The organism is Methylosinus sp. H3A (assembly GCF_015709455.1).
Classification (GTDB): domain Bacteria; phylum Pseudomonadota; class Alphaproteobacteria; order Rhizobiales; family Beijerinckiaceae; genus Methylosinus.
Window position 1 is genome coordinate 3,044,956 of record NZ_JADNQW010000005.1, and the last position, 20,133, is coordinate 3,065,088.

Below are 20,133 nucleotides of genomic sequence, written 5' to 3' on the forward strand. Positions count from 1 at the left end.
CGCGCGTCACCTCTGTTGCGGCGGGCCGCTGCCTTCGCCGCGTTTGTCGCCGTCTGCCTCGCGTTTGCGCTCCTTGCGCGGACGCGCCGCGGCGTCCGCCGGCTCCATCACCCGCGTCTGCGAGCCGTCGACGAGCCGCGAGAAGCCGGTCGTAGCGACCTTCTCTCCCACATCGAGGCCGGAGACGACGACGGCCTGAACCTCGTCCTGACGTCCGATCGTGACCGGCTTCATGGAGACGGTCTCGTCCTCGTTCAGAACATAGACGAAGGCGCCGTTGGGGCCTCGTTGAATGGCCGAGCTCGGCACGACCCGCGCCTCATGTAGCACATCGACCGTCAACCGGACGTTGACGAATTGACCGGGCCACAGCGCCAGCGCTTTATTTTCGAAGGTCGCCTTGATCTTCACCGTGCCGGTCGTCTGATCGATCTGATTGTCGATCACCGACACGACGCCGCTGTCGAGCACGCTGGAATTGTCCGAGCCGAGCGCCGCCGCCGGCGCGGGGGCGCGCGTCTGCGCCTTTTGCACGGCCGGCAGAAACTGCTGCGGCACGGTGAAGACGACATAGATCGGCTGGAGCTGGGTGATGACGACGATGCCGGTGGCGTCCGAGCTGTGCAGAATATTGCCGACGTCGACGAGCCTTATGCCGGTGCGGCCGTCGATCGGCGAGCGGATGGTGGCGTAGTCCAGCGTCGCCTTGGCGTTGTCGATCGCGCCCTGATCGGCGCGGATCTGCGCCTCGAGCTGGGTGACGAGAGACTCCTGCGTCGCAAATTGCTGCTGCGAGCCGAAATTGCTCGCCGCGAGCTTCTTATAGCGCGTCACATCGACGCGGGCGTTGGCGAGGTTGGCTTCGTCCTGCGCTTTTTTGGCGACGGCCTGGTCATAGGCGGCCTGATAGAGCGTCGGATCGATGAGCGCGACAATGTCGCCCTTTTTGACATTCTGCCCTTCGTCGAAGGCGAGCTTGATCAGCCGTCCGTCGACCTGCGTGCGGACGGTGACCGTATTGAGCGCCTGCGCCGTGCCGACCGCGTCGATCGTCACCGGCACGTCGGCGACGCGCACCGGCGTCGCCGTGATGGAGATCGGCCCATCGAAGCCGCGGCGGCGCCCCTCGCGCTTCCCGGCCGTCGCGGAAGCGGCGGATTCTTTCGCCCCATTCTCGCCGACGAACCAGGGGCGGGCGACGTAATAGCCGGCGGCCAGCGCCGCGAGCGTCGCCAGAGCGACGAGCGGCGAGGGCCGCTTCGCCCGCCATCCGGCCGGCAGAGAGAGGGGCGGTTTCACGGCCAGGGGCCCTTGTCCGATTCGTAGGCGGCGTCCTCGGTCGCGAGCTCGAGCGCGCGGGTCGTTCCGGACCAGCCGCCGCCGAGCGCCGAATAAAGGCTCGTCGCCGCCTGGAAATAGGCGAAGCGCACCTGCGCCAACGCGTCTTCGGTCTGGAACAAGGTCGTCTCCGTCGTCGACAGCGTGATGATGTCGATCGTGCCCTCGCGGAGCCGCGCCTCGGCGACCTCATAGGCCCGCCGCGCCGCCGCCGCCGCTTCGCCCTGGAGCTTCAACTGCCGAGACGTCTCTTGTATGGCGATCAGCGCATTTTCGACGTCCGCAAAGGCCGTCAAAATCTGTTTCTGATAGGTCTGCGCCAGCTCGGCGTATTTGCCCTGCTGCAGCAGATATTGGCCTTGGAGATTATAGCCGTCGAAAAGCGGCTGCGTCAGATTGCCGGCGATCTGCCAGGCGATCGCCTCCGGGCGGAACAGCGAGCGCAGCGCGACGCTCTGCACGCCGTAATAGCCGGTGATCTTGATCGACGGGAAGAAGGAGGCGCGCGCCTGCAGAACCGAGAATTCGGCCGATTCGAGCCTGGCTTCGGCCTCCGCTATGTCGGGACGGCGCAGCAGAAGCTCGGAGGGCAGACCCGGCGACACTTTCGGGAAACGCAGCCTCGTCAGCGAGCCGCCCTTGATGACGGAGCTCTCCGGCGGCGCGCCGAGCAGTACGGCCAGCGTGTTCTTCGTCTGGCGCAGCGATTGCTCCAGCGGCGGCACCGAGGCGCGCTGCTGCGCGACGACCGAATCCTGCTGCGAAAAGTCGAGCGCGGTGGCGGTGCCGACATCGAGCCGGGCCTTTATGGCCCTCAGCACGGTTTCGGCGATCTTGATGTTGTTGCGGGCGATGCGCAGCCGGTCTTCCGCCGTCAGCACCTGGAAATAGGCGTTCACGACCGAGGCGATGGTGGAAATTTCGACGACGTCGCGATCGAAGCGGCTCGCATGGGCGAGCAGCCGCGCGGCGTTGGAGGCGTCCTGATTCTTGCCCCAGAAGTCGATCTCATAGCTCGCGTCGAGCTGCAGCTGGAGGAAATTGGCGCGGCGGGTGCGCAGCAAGCTCGAGCCCGCCGCCCCGGTCGTGGTGGTGGCGCTGGTCGAGGCGCTGGTGCTCGTCGCGCTGGTGATGGTCGCAGGCGTCTGGGTGCGCCTCGCTATGTCGTTCATCGTCAGCGAGGGCCACAGCGGGGAGCTGTTGATTCGCGCGGTCGCGTCGGCCTGCTGAATGCGCGCCACGGCGGCGGCGATGTCGAGATTTTGCTCGAGCGCCTTTTCGACGAGGCGGGTCAGCTCGGGCGAGCCGAAGGCCTGCGACCATTCCCTGGCGGCGCGAATCGGCGGCGCGGAGCGCGCCGTCTTGGCCGCTTTGAAGGCCGGCGGGGTTTCGACCGTGGCCTCCGGCTTCTCCCAATCCAGCACGCATCCGGAAAGCGCCGTCGCGGCGGCGAGCGCCGCGGCGCGACCGAGGGGCCGGGGCGGCCGTGGTCGTCGTCTCAGAGACAAGGACAATTCCGTTCCATCCGCATCCTCGCGCCCGGGGCGGGCGCGCGGCCCTGGGGACAGGGCCTAGACCAATGAGCTCCGGCGTCAAAGTGGGCGCACGAATTTTCCACTTCCGATGCGTCTCCCGGCGTCGCGAGAGCGCATCGGAGAGCCGTCGAAAACCTCCGACCCGCCGCGGCGGCTCTGGTCGACCCTGCGAGGCCGGGTCTTTATGGTCAAGTTACGGATTGTTAATTCGCCGCCGCGACGTCGGCGTCTTTTGCGAAGGCGCCGGCTCGGTCGGCATTTTGCTCCAGCTTTCGCTCTGACACAAGAAGGCGATCAGGCAACCGGTGAGCGTGAGCTGAGTCGGGCTGTCCAATGTGATGATGCCGATATAGAGCTTGCCGTTCTCGGGATTGTAGAGATCGCCCTTCCAGCGATTGGGCTCCGTCCTCGCCGCATGGCGCAGGATCAGCATCGGCTGCTGACCGGGCGGCGGCGGCGGAAACACGCCGCGCGCGCAGAGCTTGCCGTCGCAGTCGAAGAATTCGAGCTTCTGCTGATGCCCGCCGCGAATCCAGACGCCATAGATCGGCTCCGCCGCCACGGTCGCCGCGGCGGGCTCGGGCGTAACCGGGGCGGCCGCCGCGAGAGAGGCGACCGACAGACCGAGAAGCAGGATGAGGGCCGCCTTGATCATGGATCAGGATCCTATCACGCCGCGGGACGGCTGCACAGGCGAAGCCGGCTGCGCGGAGGCGCCCACGCCTTCCGTCTGCGTCTCCTCCTCTTGCTCGCGCCGCGGCGGGCCGAGGAAGGCCGGCACGATGATGAAGGCCGCGAGCAGCGTGAAAAACAAGGAGATGGCCAGCAGCGCGCCCATGCTGGCGGTTCCCGGATGGCTCGACAGGAACAGGCTGCCGAAGGCGGTGCCAGTGGTCAGCGCGCTGAAGAAGATCGCCCGCGTCAGGCTAGAGGCGAGCATGTCGGAGACGCCTTTGCGCCAGGCGATCACATAATAGATGTGGAAGGCGACGCCGACGCCGAACATCAGCGGCAAGGCGATGATATTGGCGAAATTGAGCGATATGCCGAGGAGATCGGCGGCCTCTAGGCTCATGATTCCGGCGAGCACCAGCGGCCCGAGCGTGAGCGCGACATCGCTCGCCCGGCGCAGCGCGACGACGAGAATCAGGAAAATGGCGACGAAGGCGAGCACGCCCGCCTGAAGAAAGGCGTCGACGACGGTTTTGCCGGCCTCGGCGACGATCACCGGCGGGCCGCCGGCGTCGGGGGCGAGCGTCTGCACCGCCTCGGCGAAGCGCGTCATCACTTCGCGGTCGTTGCTGTCGCCCTTGGGCGTCACCTCGACGCGGACCTGGCCATCGGCCGAAATCCATTCGTCGCGGAGATCGGCGGGAAGCGTCTCCGGCGTGATCTCGTGGACGGCGAGCGCCTTGCGCAGCTCGCCGAGCAGGCGGTCGAGGTCGGAGAGCGCGGCGGTCTGCGCCTCTTTGCGAATCTCGGGGCTCGCTTTGACCAGCGCATCCAGCGAATCGGCGAAGCGGACGAGGCCGGGCGGCGCCTTGGGGGCGACGCCGGCTTTGCGGATCGTCTTCGCCGCCCGCGTCAGTGCTTTTTTCGTGTCTTCGTCGGTGGGCGCGGGCTTGAGCGTCGGGTCGAGCACTTTGCGCAGCTGATTGGCGGCGTTCTCGAGGAGCGGCAGCTTCTGGGCCTGAGCGGCGGGGATGAGCTCGTCGATGGTGGTGACGTGATCGACCTCGGGCAGCGCCGCGATTTTTTTGGCGAGCTCGCGCGCCGCCGGAACCGAGGCGGCGAGGACTTCGATCTTATTGGGGGCCGTCTGCGGATTTTTCGACAGATCGAGGAAGGTCGCGACCGATTCGACGGTCTGATCGCGCAGATTCATCGGATTGGAGTCGAATTTCAGATGCAGCAGGAAGGGCGCGCCGGCGAGCACGACGGCGGCCGTCGCCAGGAGCACGAGCTTGCGATGTCCGGCGATCCAATGGTCGACGCTGGCGAGCGAGGCCGTCTGCACCGGCGTCGCCTCGGCCTTGGGCCCGAGAATGCGAATCAGCGCAGGCAGGAAGGTGAGCGTCGCGAGATAGGCGATGATCATGCCGAAGCCGGCGATGAGGCCGAGCTCGGCCACGCCGCGGAATTCCGTCGGCAGAAAGCAGAAGAAGCCGGCGAGCAGAGAAACCGCGGCGAGCGTCAACGACCAGCCGATGCCGCGCGTCGCCGCCAACAGAGCCTTGGGCAGATCGTCGATATTGTGGCGCTCCTCGCGGTAACGGGTGGCGAATTGAATGCCGAAATCCACGCCGAGCCCGATGAACAGCACGGCGAAGGCGACGGAGATGAGGTTGAAGCGGCCGATGAGCAATATGCCGAGGCCCGACGTCATCGCGAGGCCGGCGATGATGGTGACGAGCACGGCGAAGATGAGCCGCTTGGAGCGCAGCGCCGCCCACAGGATGAGCGTGACGACGGCGAGCGTCGCCGACACGTTCAAGCCGGTGTTCTCGGCGACGGTGGCGAATTCCTCGTCGGCGAGCGGCACCTGTCCCGTGAGCCGCACGGTCACGCCCTCGGCCGGAACGAGGCCGAGCGACTTGGCCGTGTCGCGGATGACCTGCACGGCCTCATGGCCGGGCTCGAGCGCGGAATAGTCGATGATCGGCTTGATGAGCACCATGCGGCGCGGCTCGGCGCTGGGGCCGATCGAGGGCGCCTCCGGCTCGCGGCCGCCGGCGAGCAGCTTCTCCCAGGAGACTTTGGCCGGCTTGCCGGCCAGCACGGCGTCGAAGGCGTCGGTGAAACTGTCGAGGCCTTTGGCGAAGGCGGCGAGGCCGCGCTCGCTCGAGCCCACCTGCTTCATCCCGAACAGCAGCGCCTCCGACAGGCCGCGCAGGCTCGGATCCTCGGCGAGCGGCTGCAGGAATTCGCGCTGGGCGACGAGCGAGCTCATGTCGCGGCGGATTTCCTCGCTGCCGAGGAACAAAATGCCGTTGTCGCGGAAAAATTGATTGTCGTCGGGGCGCCAGACCCTGGAGATGAGCGGCTTTCCGGTGAGCGCGTCGCGCAGCGCATTCGCGCTTTTTTCCGCCTGCTCGCCGGTCTTGGCGTCGATGACCGCCACGATGATGTCGTCGATCTGCGGGAAGGCTTTATAGAGGCGCGTCTCATTGGCGCGCCAGGGCACCTCGGGCGAGAAGAGATGGGCCGTATCCGTATCGATGGCGAAACGCGTGGCGGTGAGATAGGCGCCGGCGACGGTGAGCGCGAGCGTGACAATGACGACCGTCCAGGGCCGGCGGAGACACCAGGCCACGAGCTTTTCCAACATCAAGGATCCTCGAATGGTTCGACGCGCTGCGGGCCGCGCCGGCGGCGCCGGCCCGCATCGAGCTCAGGCTCTGGCGCGGCGTCAAAAATCGCTGGCTATTCCTTTGCTTTCCCAGTCGCCGTAGCGAGCGGGATCGAGTCCGCCGCGGCCGCCGAGCTCGCGCGCCGGCGAGACCATCTCGCGGGCGTCGCGGCGCGCCTCGGCCTCCGCGAGCGCGCGCAGGGCTTCTGGCGGCGGCGGGGCGCGCTCTGGCGCGGCGTCGTCCGGGCGTTTTTCCGCTTCCTTCATCCGTCCTCCCTCCATCGCTCCGTCACACTCGCCTCCATCACACTCGCCTGGGGCCAGCTCCGTGTGTGATATAAACGACGATTCGATCCCCGTCGAAGGTATGAATGACCGACCATAAACCATTCCCGGCCAAGGCCAAGGCGCGGGCCGGCTTCGTTCCCGCCGACTCCGTCAGGGAGCTGGAGGCGGCGCAGATCCCCGGCCTCCAGGCGCGCATCGCCGCGGCCAATGTGATCGCGGACGTCGCGCAAGGCGGCCATCGGCTTGACGAACGCTTTTCGCCGCAAGCGGTTCCGTCCCGGCTCGCGGGCATGGAGGCGCGCGACGCCGCGCTCGCCCGCTCGATCGCCTGCGTCGGCGTGCGCCGTCTCGGCTTGATCCGTCATGTGCTGGCGGTTCTCCTCGAGAAGGGGCTGCCCAAGCAGGCGGCGCGGCTCGAATGGCCGCTCGTCGCCGCGGCCGCGCAAATTCTCTTTCTGGACACGCCCGACCACGCGGCCGTCGACCTCGCCGTTCGCGCGGTCAGGCTGGAGCCGAAGACGGCGCCCTTCGCCGGCGTCGTCAATGGCGTGCTGCGCAATCTGATCCGCCGCCGCGAGGAGTTTCTGGGCGGGGATGCGCTGGAGCTCGACACGCCCGCTTGGCTCGCGCAGCGCTGGATCAAGGCCTATGGCGAGGCGCAGGCGCGCGCCATTGCGGCGATCCATATGCAGGAGCCGCCGATCGACCTCACGGTGAAATCGGACGCCGAAGGTTGGGCGCGGCGCCTCGACGGAATCGTGCTGCCGACGGGCTCGGTGCGGTTGCGCGCGCGCACGCCGATCGTCGAGCTCGAGGGCTATGCGGACGGCGAATGGTGGGTGCAGGACGCCGCCGCCGCTCTGCCGGCGCGCCTCCTCGCCGTCGAGCCGGAGGAGCGCGTCCTCGACATGTGCGCCGCCCCCGGCGGCAAGACCGCGCAACTCGCCCTCGCGCGCGCGGAGGTGACGGCGCTCGACCGCTCGGCCGAGCGGCTGAAGCTGCTCGCCGCCAATCTCCAGAGGCTCCGCCTGCACGCCGATGTGGCGGTGGGCGACGCCGCCGCCTATGTGGCCGCGCGCCCCTTCGACGCCATTCTGCTCGACGCGCCCTGCTCGGCGACGGGGACCATCCGCCGTCATCCCGACGTGCCCTGGATCAAGAAGCCGGGCGATCTCGACTCCCTCGTCGCGCTGCAGTCCCGCATGCTCGAGCGCGCCGCCGTCCTGCTGCGGCCGGGCGGGCGTCTCGTCTATTGCACCTGCTCGCTGGAGCCGGAGGAGGGCGAAGCGCAGATCGCGGGCTTTCTGCGCCGCCATCCGGAGATGCGACGCGCGCCGATCGACGCGGAGACGGACGCCGTTCCGGCCGAATTCGTCACGGCGGAAGGCGATCTGCGCACGCTGCCGCCCTATTGGCCCAATGAGGATCCGCGCCTCGCCGGGCTCGATGGTTTCTTCGCCGCGCGACTCGTGCGGCGAGACTGAACGCGGAACCGCCGCTTTTCTCGTCATGCGATTTGTGCCATCCCAATCGAGACTCGCTTTGCTCCTTCCGATTTGCGGAGCGCGAGGAGGACGCTCTGAGCGAAACGGCCCAAAGCTCGGGAATGAGATTCGCGCGCGCCGCAGCGCGCAGCGTCGTCTCTTTCGCGCGCGCGGTGCAGGGGCCTTATTATGTCGTGCAGGCGATGGGGGTGCGCGCGCCGGAGCGGCTCTATATCGCGCCGCAGGACATTCGCACCGCCGATCCGACCGTCGCCGATGAAATCTACGCCGGCTATTTCTCCTTCGACGGCAAGGTCGTCGAGACCAATGGGCGTTCGCCTTTCGCCATAACGCCGCCGTCTCCGGGGTGGCGGCGCTCGCTCGCGGGATTTTCCTGGCTGCGCCATTTGCGCGCCGCCGACCGCGCCCTGGCGCGCGCCAATGCGCGCGCGCTCGTCGACGAATATTTGCGCACGCGCGCCGATTTCATCGACGATCCCGCGCTCGAGCCGCGCGTCGTCGCGCGCCGCACTCTGTCCTGGCTCGCGCAATCGCCGATCCTGCTCGAGGGCGCCGATCAGGAGTTCTATGAGCGTTTCATGCGGGCGCTGGCCCGCAACATCCGCTTCCTGCTGCGCGCCATGGCCTCGGAGCGACGCGCCTCCGATCGGCTGCTCTGCGCCGTCGCGCTCGCCGCCTATGGGGTCTGCGCCGACGCCGGCCGCAAATACGAGATGCGCGCGACCGGCCTTCTCGACGCCGAGCTATCGCGGCAGATTCTGCCGGACGGCGGCCATATCGGCCGCAATCCGGAGACGCCGGTCGAATTGCTGCTCGATCTCCTGCCGCTGCGCCAGGCCTATGCCGCGCGTGGGCGCCGGCCGCCGGAGCGGCTGCTCGCCTCGATCGGCGCGATGATCTCCTTTTTGCGCGTGCTGAAGCATGGCGACGGCGCGCTGGCGCTGTTCAACGGCATGGGCTACGCGCCGCCGGACCGGCTGGCGACGATCCTCGCTCATGCCGACGCCTCCGGCGCGCCAATGCTAGACGCGCCGCATTCCGGCTATCGGCGACTGCAGGCGGGCGAGGCGATCGTCATCGTCGACGCCGGCGCGCCGCCGCCGCCGCTCTTCTCCTTCGCGGCCCATGCCGGATGCCTGTCCTTCGAGTTTTCGATCGGCGTCGAGCGCATCGTCGTCAATTGCGGCGCGCCGCCCGCCGGCGCCGAGGCTCTACGCCGCGTCGCGCGCTCGACGGCGGCGCATTCCACGCTCGTCGTCGAGGATCGCTCCACCTGCCGCATAGAGGCGCGGCCGGGTCGCAGCCGGCCGGGGGAGCGCATCGTCGCCGGCCCCGCGCTGGTGAAGGCGGCGCGGCGCTCCACCGCCTCGAGCCATGATCTCGAGCTCGCCCATGACGGCTATGTTCGCGAATTCGGCCTCGTCCACGAGCGCACTCTGGCGCTGGCGCATGACGGCTCGCAGCTCCTCGGCGACGACAGGCTCGTCGCGCTGCGCCACGGCGCGCGCGCCGAGAATTTCGTGCTGCGATTCCATCTGCATCCCAATGTGCGGGTGATGGGGGCGAATGATCGCAAGGTGCTGCTTTCGAGCGGCGGCGTCGATCTCGTCTTCGAGGCCAACGCCGCTGTGGCGGTGGAGGAGAGCGTCTTCTTCGCCGGCGCGGCCGCGGCGCGGAAAAGCGCGCAGATCGTGGTGTATGGGCGCGGCGTGAAGGACGCGCATCTGCGGTGGTCGTTTTCGCGGGTGGAGGAGGGGTGAGGGGGCGGTGGACGATAATGGTGAGTTTCCGGCATTGGCAGCTGAGCCCAAAAGTTACTATATAGCTGCGCTTTCTTTGGTGGCAGCAATGAGGCTGGTGAGGACACCTAAAACGGGTAGATTGCAATGCGCGCATTTCTTTCACACAGCAGTGCAAATAAAAATTTCGTGGGGGAAGTCTTTTCCTTGCTTGGCGCTGCTATCGCCGAGTATGATGAAAGGACGTTCTCGGTAGGAGGGTTTAACACTGAGGTAATACGTGAAGCAATTGGGCGCAGCAACTTGTTCGTTATATTTGCAACTAGGCAAAGTATCGATTCCGGTTTTGTTAATTATGAAATCAATATTGCAAATGAATATCTCGCATCTCGGCGTATCCGACAAATTCTAACGTTCTGTCTCGATGGGGTGAAGCCAAATGATCTGCCTGAATCTGTGCAGCTTGTTTCGGCTGTTAGACGAGCGGTAAGCTCTGGAACTGCCGCGCGACTAATCAGATCACTTCTGATAGAGTTGCAAATCTCTATCTCCCAAATTCCAACTCCCTATTTAGGTCGGGAAGCAATTACAGCCGATATCAAGAGGCGATTAGCAGCTCCGGACGAACATACGCCAATCGCCATTGCTTTCAGCGGAATGGATGGTATCGGCCGCCGAACGCTCGCTAGCCCATATTATTCCCGATGTTTACCCAGGGGCACCAAAAGTTCATCCAACAATCGTAATAGAACCAAATTTTGACGCTCGCGATTTGTATCGCAGTCTACTTGAGGCCCTTGGCGGGTTCAGTAAATCAGAAATATTTGATAACAACGATCTGTTTGAAAAAAGCAATTTAGAAGCGAGATATCTAAAAATAGTTGACCTCATTGAAATATTCAACCGAAACAATGAGGTTATTTTTATTATTGATAACGGTGGCGCGCTTGAAGATGACGGCAGGTTTTCGGTAGATTTAAGGGGGGTATTTGATCAACTTAGGCGGCTACGCCCGTCTTTGCCTTACCTTGTGCTTATTTTGTTTCGGACGCCACCTGCATCTGCTAGGGAGAAAAGTGATGTCTATTACTTCCGGGTCGATCCGATCGACTCCGAGGATGTGAAGCGCCTAATTTCTTTGCATATTAAAAAGAAGGGGCAGGTTTCTAGCAGTAATGAGATTTCTCGCTTGGTGGATTTAACAGATGGGCATCCGTATAATATCCAGTTCGTGTTACGGCTTTTAGATAGCCATTCAATTCAATCGCTAATAGAAGATCCATCCGACTTGGTTGCGTTCAAGCGGAGACGAGGTGACGAGTTTGTTGCGCGAATCGAGCTCAAGCAGCCCCATATACAGGTGTTGAGCGTGTTACGTACGTTAGGTCCTAGCTCTATTGAACTTTTATCGGTGGCTGTATCGCTAACTCCAGAAGAAATTGGTGCGGCATTGCGAGAGCTGGAGGAGTTCCATTGCGTTGAACGGGCAGGAAATATCTGCTCTATAAATCGTCCGTTGAGATCTGCATTTGATCGTTCGTCATTTTTAAAATTATCTGCTGAGCAGGTTACAAAGCTTCAGTCAGAAGTAATATCAATTTATGATTCATATAAAAATGACGATGAGGTAGACATTGAAATTATTTCAGCTGCTGCTCGTGCGGCGGTATATCTAAACAAGGATGGTGGAGAACTAGCCGCTTTTCTTTCTCCTGCTAATTCTGTGTATGTTGCAAGGCAATTCTATGATCAGAGCCGCTATAATGACTGCGCGCGTATTTGTGAGACTGCGCTCAATTCATATCGTTTGATCAGTGATAGAGCGAAGCTAGAGACACTGAGATTGCGATGCTTGTCGTTGGCGAGACTAGGGGAGGACGAGGATTTCAAAAAAACATTCTCTTTGCTCGGAGAGGGCAGTTCTTACGAGAAGGCGTTGAAACTCTTTCTTGAAGGCTTCCGCCTCCGAATCAAGGGGGAGCCCGCGGACGCAATTGCTGCGTTCAAGAAATCGCACGCGCTAAATTCGCGATCGTTTGCAACGATGCGTGAGCTTTCTCATGCGTTAATGCAAGTCGGCGAGATGGAGGAGGCCAGACGCTTTTCCGAAGAAGCGTTGAAGATTGCTCAAACAAACCCTTATGTGATTGATCAGGTTCTCGCTCTTCGGGTGGCAAAACATAGCAGAGTTACTAAAGATATCATTTATGATCCGGAAATAGAAGAGTTGCTGACCAGCCTTGAGCGTTACGGAGATGAAGAAGGGAAGTCATTTTACGCTATCCGAATGGCCGATATATATCGTCGTGCGAATGAACTTAAGGAGGCTTTGGACTTTGCGGAGAAGGCGACAGGTCAAACCCCAAGACTTGTGCCAGCACATATTATCCAGGCGGAAATCCTCATTAGGCTGAAGCAGCTCCCCGCCGCCCACAAAAAAATAGAACAAATTGGACGGATGATAGACGACAGGCAATCTGGAGAGGGAAGAGCCCGCTTGCCAGATTATCTATTTTTAAAGGCAACATATCTTATCGAAAACGATGAACTGACGGATGCAATTGCCCTATTGCAGACGCATGAGCATCGCCTAAAAAGGCGAATTCCCGAACTCAAAAGAAAGATAAGCTTTCTTCTTGGAGGCGGCGATCATGGTCTAACCCCTAAGCAACGCAGTTGGCTGAAGGAAGCGTAATGCACACCTACGTGAGCTGCCTCTATCGACTTCATTGACGGCGGCGTAACATAGGTTGGTGCGCTTTTCGAAATAGTTGAGGTGTCGTCGTTCGCGGTTTTTTGGCCGCGGTCGGCGGGCTTTCATGCGCCCGCGCGCCGTCTGGCGCCACCTTTTCCGCTTAGAGACACAGTTCTCCGTTCGCGGCGGCGTCCCGCCGCGGCTTCGAGAGCCCGCGCCCGCTTCGCCATGGCGACCAATTGAAGATGACAATTGTTGTGCGCGAGGCCGCGGCACAACCTCGTCGCCGGCAAGCCTCGCGATGGCGGCCTTTGGGGAAGGTGAAGGCGGCGCTTCCGACGTTCCTCCGATCGCCCCGCGCACGGACGCAGTTGGTTTCTCCCTCCGGCGATCTATGCTAAGCGCCGGGTCGATATCGTTTCCCGCGACGTCTTCGCTCCAGAACGAGGGATCTGAATGCCGGTCGATCTGCGCCGTATCACGAGAGCTCTGCTGTCCGTCTCCGACAAGACCGGACTCGTCGAATTGGCGAAGGCTCTCGCCGCGCATGGCGTCGAGCTGGTCTCCACCGGCGGCACGCGCAGGGCGCTCGCCGAGGCGGGCCTTTCGGTGCGCGACATCGCCGATGTCACCGGCTTTCCGGAGATGATGGACGGGCGCCTCAAGACGCTGCATCCCAAGGTGCATGGCGGCCTGCTGGCGATCCGCGAGAATCCCGAGCATGAGGCGGCCATGCTCGCCCATGACATTCCGCAGATCGATCTGCTCGTCGTCAATCTCTATCCCTTCGAGGCGACGCTGGCCAAGGGCGCGCCTTTCGAGACCTGCGTCGAGAATATCGATATCGGCGGGCCGGCGATGATCCGCGCCGCCGCCAAAAATCACGATGATGTCGCCGTGCTGGTCGAGCCGGCCGATTATGAGGGGTTTTTGGCCGAGCTTGCCGCCAATGGCGGCGCGGCGACGCTGGCGACGCGTCGGCGCCTCGCGCAAAAGGCCTATGCGCGCACGGCGGCTTATGACGCGGCGATCTCCAATTGGCTGGCGGGCGCGCTCGATGAGATGACGCCGCCCTGGCGCGCGATGGGCGGGCGTCTTTCCGAGCCCATGCGCTATGGCGAGAATCCGCATCAGAGCGCGGGCTTCTATCTGACGGGAGAGAAGCGCTTCGGCGTCGCCACGGCGAAGCAGGCGCAGGGCAAGCAGCTCTCCTACAATAACGTCAACGACACCGACGCGGCCTATGAGCTGGTCGCGGAATTCGACCCCGCGCGCACGGCGGCCGTCGCCATCATCAAACATTCCAATCCTTGCGGCGTCGCCGAGGGCGCGAGCCTCGCCGAGGCTTATCGCAAGGCGCTGCGCTGCGATTCCGTCTCGGCCTTCGGCGGCATCGTCGCGCTGAACCGCAAGCTCGATGCGGACGCCGCGCGCGAGATCGTGAAGATTTTCACCGAGGTCATCATCGCGCCGGAGGCGGATGAGGAGGCGATCGGCATCATAGCCGCGAAGAAGAATTTGCGTCTGCTGCTCGCCGGCGGACTGCCCGATCCGCGCGCGGGCGGGCTCACCTTCCGCAGCGTCTCGGGGGGCTTTCTGGCGCAGTCGCGCGACAATAGCGTCGTCGACGATCTGACCCTCACCGTGGTGACGAAGCGCGCGCCGACGGAACGGGAGCTGGCGGATTTGAAATTCGCCTTTCGCGTCGCCAAGCATGTGAAGTCCAACGCCATCGTCTACGCACGCGATCTGGCGACGGTGGGCGTCGGCGCCGGGCAGATGTCGCGCGTCGACTCGTCGCGCACGGCGGCCTTCAAGGCGGAGGAGGCGGCGCGCGAGGCCGGCGTGCGGGAGAGCTTCGCGGTCGGCTCGGTGGTCGCCTCGGACGCGTTTTTCCCCTTCCCGGATGGGCTGCTGGCGGCGGCCTCGGCGGGCGCGACGGCGGTCATCCAGCCGGGCGGCTCGGTCAACGACAAGGATGTCATAGCGGCCGCCGACGAGGCCGGCCTCGCCATGGTGCTGACCGGCGTGCGGCACTTCCGGCACTGAGCCGGCGCGCGCTGCGCTGCAATATACGCATGTAGTCTGTTGATTTCGAAAGGGATGCGCGACATCGTGCCGCGTCTTCCCGGCGAGGCGTATTGTCGCGCTGTCGCATTTTGCGGCGCTGCGGCCGCGACTGTCGCAGTCTGCGGCAGTTTTTGTCGCGACAGTTTGTCGAATAAGCGAAATCTGTCGCGATTTTGAGACGTTCTAATTGCCATTGTGCGGCGCACGTCGCCTAATGACCCCCCGAAAGACCACGCGCTTTCCTGCCGAAGGCGAGCGAAGATCCAGGGGCTGTAATTGTACCAGAGACGATATCGAAGCTGATCGACGAAGACTCGATCGTTATTCTGCGGTTTTGACGGCCTGTTCTTCGCGAACGACGCTGACGCCGCGCCTCTCCAAGCAGATTCGGTCCGATTTCGTCACGCTGCTCTTTAGAGCGGCGGCGCCGGGTCGCGCCGTTACGAGACTTTCCTTCCCAGGGAAAGAGGCCCGCGCCGCTGGGTCGATGACGAGCGGTCACTCAATCCTCCCTAACTTTCCCGGCCGTCTCTTCGAAGGGCGGCCGGGACTTTTCCTGAGAAGAAACGACGGAAACGCCAATGACAAGAACCGGCGATGTGGCCGTTCCGCGTCCAATGCGGCACGAGGCGACGAATGTGATGGCGGCAGGGCTGGCCTTTGTTTCGCTTTTCACCGGAGCGGCGCGCGCGGATACGACGGATCAACTGCTCGATCAGCTGAAAGCCAAGGGAATTCTGACCAAGGGCGAATATCGCAAGCTGAAGGCGCGCCATGCGGCCGAGACCGCCGCGCCGGCCCGCGCCGTTGTGGCGAGCCATGCCGCCGCGCAGCCGCTCGCGACGCCTTCGGATCGCTTCATCACGCGCCTCGACAAAGGGATCGGCGCGCGCGTCGGCGCGGTCGACGTGCGCCTTTCCGGCCAGCTCGCCTTTTTCGCGACCGAGCAATTCAAGCAGGCCGGAACGGCGACCGTCGCCGGCGGGCTCGGCGGCGGCAGCCTTTATAACAACTCCTCAGCCATTCGCTCCGGCCTGCTGCCGAGCGCTCTGGCGCTCAATCTCTCGACCGAGCAGGAGGGCTATAAGGTCTCCTTCTCGCTCGGCCTCTACGCGGGCGGCAATAATATTCGCGTCGGCCTGCTCAATGGCAACAGCTCCGGCGCCTCGGTGGCGCTCGGCACGCCGGGCGTCGATCTGCGACAGGTGTTCGGCGAGATCAGCTCGGCCGATTACGGCTCGCTGAAGGTCGGCCGCGATCTCGGCCTCTTCGCCGCCGACGCCATTCTCAATGATTTCACTTTGTTCGGCGCCGGCACCATTGCCGCTAACGCCAGCCCCTCCAATACGAGCCTCGGCCGCATCGGCTTCGGCTATGTCTATGCGGATTGGATTCCGCAGCTCACCTATACGACGCCGGATTTCCATGGCGTCACCGTCTCGGTCGGCGCCTTCTCACCCTATCAGCAATTCGACAACGCCGGCTCCTATGTGTCTGCCGCCGGCGTCCTTCCCTATTCGGGCGTGATCACAGGGCATGATCAGCCGGGCTTTCAGGCGCGTCTCAAATATGTGGGCGAGCTCGCGCCGGGGATGAAGCTGACCCTGTGGACATCCGGCCTCACCCAGCGCCATCGCGTCGAATCCGGCGACGCCGTGCTGCTCGCGCGCGGGGCGGGCGTGCGCTCCATGGCGATCGACGCCGGCGGCCGTTTCGACGTCGGTCCGGTGACTTTGGTCGGCTACGGCTATAAGGGCGTCGGCCTCGGCACGACGGGGCTTTATTTCGACGGCGTCGGCTATGACGGCGAGCGGCGCAAATCCTCTGGCTATTACGCCCAGGCCGGCTATACGATCTTCGAGCGCCTGACCTTCGGCGGCAGCTATGGCGTCAGCTATCTCGACGCCAATCTCGCCGATTATCCCGGCCGTCTCGGCGATGGCGCGCTCGTCGCCGCCAACGCCTCGACGATCGGCTTCGTGAAATATCGCTTCACCGATTGGGTCACGTTCCAGAGCGAATTCGTGCGCTCGGTCTCGCATAATCTGCTGGGGCAGGGCGTGCGGACCAACGCGCTCGTCGCAGGAACGATTTTCTCCTTTTGATCCCATGGGATAAGGGGAAAGGCTGCGACAATTGGTGCGATGCACAAACCGCGCATATTCTCATATTGACGAGCAGCGGTCGGCTCGGCGACGGGCCGCCCGCCCGCCGTCGCGTATCGGACGGCCGTGAAAAGGCGTCTCAAATGCCCCTCTATTCCGCCAGCCTGACGGAGGCGGCGCGTGAAAAATTCTTCGGCCGCGGAGAGCTGCCGACCGTCGAGCTCAAACAGCCGATTCTGCGGTCCTGGCTGCGCTGCGCGGAACTCGGCTTCGATGTCGCCAAACCGCCGCGCGCCGCCGCGCTCGAGCGGACCGAGCTGCAGACTTTTCTTGCGCGCCACGAGCGGCTGCGGCGGCTCTGCCGGCCGGAGCTCGACGCGCTGAACGCCGAAGCGCATGAGACCGGCGCGGTCGTCATCCTCGCCGATGCGCAGGGAGTGATCGTCGACGCCATAGGCGACATGGGCTTTGTCGCGCAGGCGGCGGAAATCTCGCTCAAGCCCGGCGCGCATTGGAGCGAGGCGGCCGCCGGCACCAATGCGATCGGCGCGGCGCTGGCCGAGCGGCGGGCGGTGGCCGTGCATGGCGGCGAGCATTTCTTCGAGAGCCACGCGATTTTGAGCGGCGCGGCGGCGCCCATCGTCGATCCGCGCGGCGTCGTCGTCGGCGCGCTCGCCCTCTCGGCCAACGCCGGCGTGCATCGCGTCCATGCTCTGGGGCTCGTTCGCTTCGCGGTCGAGCAGATCGAGCATCGTTTCTTCGGCGGCAATGCTTTTTCAGCGGCGACTGTCTTGCGCTTCCACACCGATCCCGCCGTCGTCGGCGCGCCGCGCGAGGGGCTCCTCGCCTTCGACGACGACAAGCGGCTCATCGCCGCCAATCGCCGCGGCCTCTCCTTCGTGCAGCGCGATTGGAGCGCTCTCGACAGTGTGAGTTTCGACGAATTGTTCGAGCCGCTGAGAACGGCGCCGCAAATGGCGGAGATCATCGGCAGCGACGGCCGGCGCTATTATGGCCTCGCCAACACGCCGTCCTCCTGCCGCGCGCGGCCGACGGATTGTCCTTTGGAGCTGCATGACATTTGCTTCGAGCCGCCTTCGGCGCGGCTCGCCGAGCACAGGCTGCGCGACGCCGAGCTTTCGGCGATGCGCGCGGCGCTCGACGCCTGCGACGGCAATTTCAGCAAGGCCGCTCGCGTGCTCGGCGTGCATCGCAGCACGCTCTATCGGCGTCTGAACGAGCGGGCGAGCGAGAGGGCGCGGTAGGCGCGGCCGCTTCGAGATCGAAGGGCCCCGCCTTTTTGGGCTCATTCATCCGCGCTGGCTCACTCGCAGACGCGCACGCGGCGGAAATAGAGGACATTGCCCCAATCGTCGGTCACGGGCTGGCGGGTCATATAGCAATCGCTCGGCGCTTGCGATGCGGCGATGGCGCCGAGCGTCAGAGCGGTCAGCGCCCCCGCTGCGGCGACGCCGCCCCAATAATGGCCGTGGTGATGGCGCCGATAGGGGTTCGCCTCGGCGGTGGAGGCGAGAATGGTCGAACCGGTCAATGTCAGGGCCAGAAGCCCGGCGGCGAGGGCATTTTTGCTCATGACCAACTCCGTTTGCGTTGCGCTCGCTCTCATCGGCGAGCCTTCGCATGCTACGAAGCGCCATGCCGAATGTTCGTGCGGCGGCGCACAGCGCGGTCTCTTCGCGGGAAGAGGCGCCGATCCGGCGTCGGAGGCGCGTTAGCTTCAACGAAACGCGAAAAGGCTCCGGCCGCCGCCGAAGAGCGCGCTCAGATCGGGCTCGAAGAATTTCCAGCTGACGCCGCCGCGGACGAAGTGGACGCCGACCGGCGCTGTCGACAGCGAGCTGACGGACAGCGCGCCATTCGACGAGAGCGTGGCGATCGGAATGGTCGAGCCGCCGAATTTCGAATAGAGATATTCAGTCCATAGCGCGATCCGCTCCGTGAGCGCATATTCCGCGCCCGCGCCCGCCGTCCAGCCGACCTCGACCTCGCTCGAGCCGCCGCGCGAGGCGCTCCATCCGTCGGTGGCGTAGACGGCGACGGGATCGAGCGATTTCGCGAAAAGGCTCGACAGAGTGGACGAGGCGAATTTCGCCTCGATCTTCGAATAGGCGACGCCCGCCGTGACATAGGGCGCGAGCCGTTCGAGCAGAGCATAGCCGAGGCGCGCCCTCGCCGTCGCGGACCAGCGACGCTCGATGCGCGCATTGCTCTGGGACAGGTTGCCCGTCTGAAGCAGATAGAGGCCGTCTGCGCTCGTCGTTCCCGATTGGGCGCCGTCGTCGATGACATGCGTCCCGAGGACGCCGCCGTAAAAATCGGCCGCGAGGCCGACGATGATCCGGTCGCCGACGATATGATCGTATCCCGCGAAGGCGCCGATGAGACGATCGCCGTATCCGACCCTCGTTTTGACGGAGGCGCCCGAAAATCCCGCGCCCTGCGGCTGCGATCTGTTCAGATCGGCGACGCCGCCGCCGCCGGCGAAGCCTCCGCCCAGGCCGAAATAGAGGCCGCTCCTCGGGAAGGCGGGGCGCGACGCTCCGGCGCCGAGACCGGGAGGCGGGAGCGCCGGATCGGCGTCCTGCCGACGCGGCCTCCAGTTCACGCCGCCGCGCACCGTATGGACGCCGACTTTCCGTGTCGAAAGGACGCCTATGGCCGGCTTAGTGGACGCGAAAGCCGTGATGATGGGAAGCGCGGAGCCGCTGAATTCCGAATAGAGATACTCGGTCTTGACGCTGATCTGGTCCGTGATCGCATATTCGGCGCCCGCGCCCATGGTCCAGCCGAGCCTCGCGCCCGACCCCGTCCCGATCGTCGTCGAGGCGGCGAGGCTCATCTCGGGAAATCTCGCGACCACATCGGCGCCGATTCTCGAATAGGCGGCGCCGCCGGTGAGATAGGGCAGGAAACGGTCGAACAGCCCATAGCCCACGCGCGCCCGCAATGTCGCGAACCATCCTGGATCGCCCGCGAATAGCCCGCGCGTCGCCGCGACGGCGACCCCCGGCGTGACATCCGCGACGATCCGCGACCAGTCGGCTTCGAGCCCGACGATCAACTCGCCGGGCAGTCGAAAGTCATATCCGAGCGCGGCGCCGGCGAACAAATAGCCGAATCCGACGGTCACATTCTCGGTCGACGCGCTCGCGCTCGCGACGGCGTGGCCGTTCGAATATTGGAGCCGCGCGCGATTGGCCGGGCCGTATCCGCCGCCATATCCGCCAGTCGTCCCGAAATGGACCCCTGTCCAGTCGAATGGCTGTTGAGGCGCAGCGAACAGCGGCAGACCGCGAAGGGTGGTCGCCTCGACCGCATAGGCCGGTGGCGAGAATGTAAAAGCCAGGAGCGCGGAAGCGAATATCTTACGCACGATGCGCACTCCTCGAATATATATTTCGAGTCGACTGTCGAAAAAGCGAATGACTAAATTTCAGTGCGGGCGCACCCTAGGCGCATCCGCTGTCGCATTCAACTCGGAACTAAAT

The 20,133-nt window shown here is 64.2% G+C and carries 14 protein-coding genes; 7 read left to right on the top strand and 7 right to left on the bottom strand.

Going from position 1 to position 20,133, the window contains the following annotated elements:
- Window positions 1-6: 6 nt before the first annotated feature.
- From IY145_RS17125 to IY145_RS17145, 5 genes are all read right to left on the bottom strand, one after another.
- Window positions 7-1,299: an efflux RND transporter periplasmic adaptor subunit gene (locus IY145_RS17125; protein WP_312030605.1), complete on the bottom strand. Its 1,293-nt coding sequence runs from the start codon at window positions 1,297-1,299 to the stop codon at window positions 7-9.
- Window positions 1,296-2,852: an efflux transporter outer membrane subunit gene (locus IY145_RS17130; RefSeq protein ID WP_196409321.1), complete on the bottom strand. Its 1,557-nt coding sequence runs from the start codon at window positions 2,850-2,852 to the stop codon at window positions 1,296-1,298. The genes IY145_RS17125 and IY145_RS17130 overlap by 4 nt, the downstream gene beginning before the upstream one ends.
- 214 nt (window positions 2,853-3,066) lie before the next feature.
- The gene (locus IY145_RS17135) at window positions 3,067-3,528 is read right to left on the bottom strand and encodes a DUF2147 domain-containing protein (RefSeq protein WP_196409322.1); all 462 of its coding nucleotides are present in this window, start codon (window positions 3,526-3,528) and stop codon (window positions 3,067-3,069) included.
- A 3-nt stretch (window positions 3,529-3,531) separates the two neighbouring features.
- On the bottom strand, window positions 3,532-6,201 hold the full coding sequence (locus tag IY145_RS17140) for an MMPL family transporter (RefSeq protein ID WP_196409323.1): 2,670 nt from the start codon (window positions 6,199-6,201) through the stop codon (window positions 3,532-3,534).
- 81 nt (window positions 6,202-6,282) lie between these two features.
- Complete coding sequence (locus IY145_RS17145; RefSeq protein ID WP_196409324.1) at window positions 6,283-6,489, bottom strand: DUF1674 domain-containing protein; 207 nt, start codon at window positions 6,487-6,489, stop codon at window positions 6,283-6,285.
- 104 nt (window positions 6,490-6,593) lie between these two features.
- Between IY145_RS17145 and IY145_RS17150 the strand changes: the two genes are divergently transcribed.
- The 7 genes from IY145_RS17150 (at window position 6,594) to IY145_RS17180 (ending at window position 17,889) form a co-directional block, all read left to right on the top strand.
- Window positions 6,594-7,994, top strand: coding sequence for an RsmB/NOP family class I SAM-dependent RNA methyltransferase (locus tag IY145_RS17150; RefSeq protein WP_196409325.1), 1,401 nt, complete (start codon window positions 6,594-6,596; stop codon window positions 7,992-7,994).
- Between the two features lie 122 nt (window positions 7,995-8,116).
- Window positions 8,117-9,775, top strand: a complete 1,659-nt coding sequence (locus tag IY145_RS17155; protein WP_196409326.1) for a heparinase II/III family protein — start codon at window positions 8,117-8,119, stop codon at window positions 9,773-9,775.
- A gap of 126 nt (window positions 9,776-9,901) precedes the next feature.
- Entirely contained in the window at window positions 9,902-10,516 is a 615-nt protein-coding gene (locus IY145_RS26600; RefSeq protein ID WP_196409327.1) for a toll/interleukin-1 receptor domain-containing protein, read from the top strand.
- Complete coding sequence (locus tag IY145_RS17165) at window positions 10,416-12,449, top strand: hypothetical protein (RefSeq protein ID WP_196409328.1); 2,034 nt, start codon at window positions 10,416-10,418, stop codon at window positions 12,447-12,449. The genes IY145_RS26600 and IY145_RS17165 overlap by 101 nt, the downstream gene beginning before the upstream one ends.
- A 456-nt stretch (window positions 12,450-12,905) precedes the next feature.
- A complete protein-coding gene (purH, locus tag IY145_RS17170; RefSeq protein ID WP_196409329.1) occupies window positions 12,906-14,498 on the top strand; it encodes a bifunctional phosphoribosylaminoimidazolecarboxamide formyltransferase/IMP cyclohydrolase in 1,593 nt (530 codons plus the stop codon).
- A 602-nt stretch (window positions 14,499-15,100) separates the two neighbouring features.
- Window positions 15,101-16,624, top strand: coding sequence for a porin (locus IY145_RS17175; protein WP_246722078.1), 1,524 nt, complete (start codon window positions 15,101-15,103; stop codon window positions 16,622-16,624).
- A 143-nt stretch (window positions 16,625-16,767) separates the two neighbouring features.
- Window positions 16,768-17,889 carry a sigma-54-dependent Fis family transcriptional regulator gene (locus IY145_RS17180; RefSeq protein ID WP_196409330.1) on the top strand — a complete coding sequence of 374 codons (1,122 nt, stop codon included), beginning with the start codon at window positions 16,768-16,770 and terminating at the stop codon, window positions 17,887-17,889.
- 59 nt (window positions 17,890-17,948) lie between these two features.
- Here IY145_RS17180 and IY145_RS17185 read toward each other — a convergent pair whose 3' ends face one another.
- On the bottom strand, window positions 17,949-18,218 hold the full coding sequence (locus IY145_RS17185; RefSeq protein WP_196409331.1) for a hypothetical protein: 270 nt from the start codon (window positions 18,216-18,218) through the stop codon (window positions 17,949-17,951).
- 144 nt (window positions 18,219-18,362) lie between these two features.
- Entirely contained in the window at window positions 18,363-20,018 is a 1,656-nt protein-coding gene (locus IY145_RS17190) for an outer membrane protein (protein WP_196409332.1), read from the bottom strand.
- Between the last annotated feature and the right edge of the window lie 115 nt (window positions 20,019-20,133).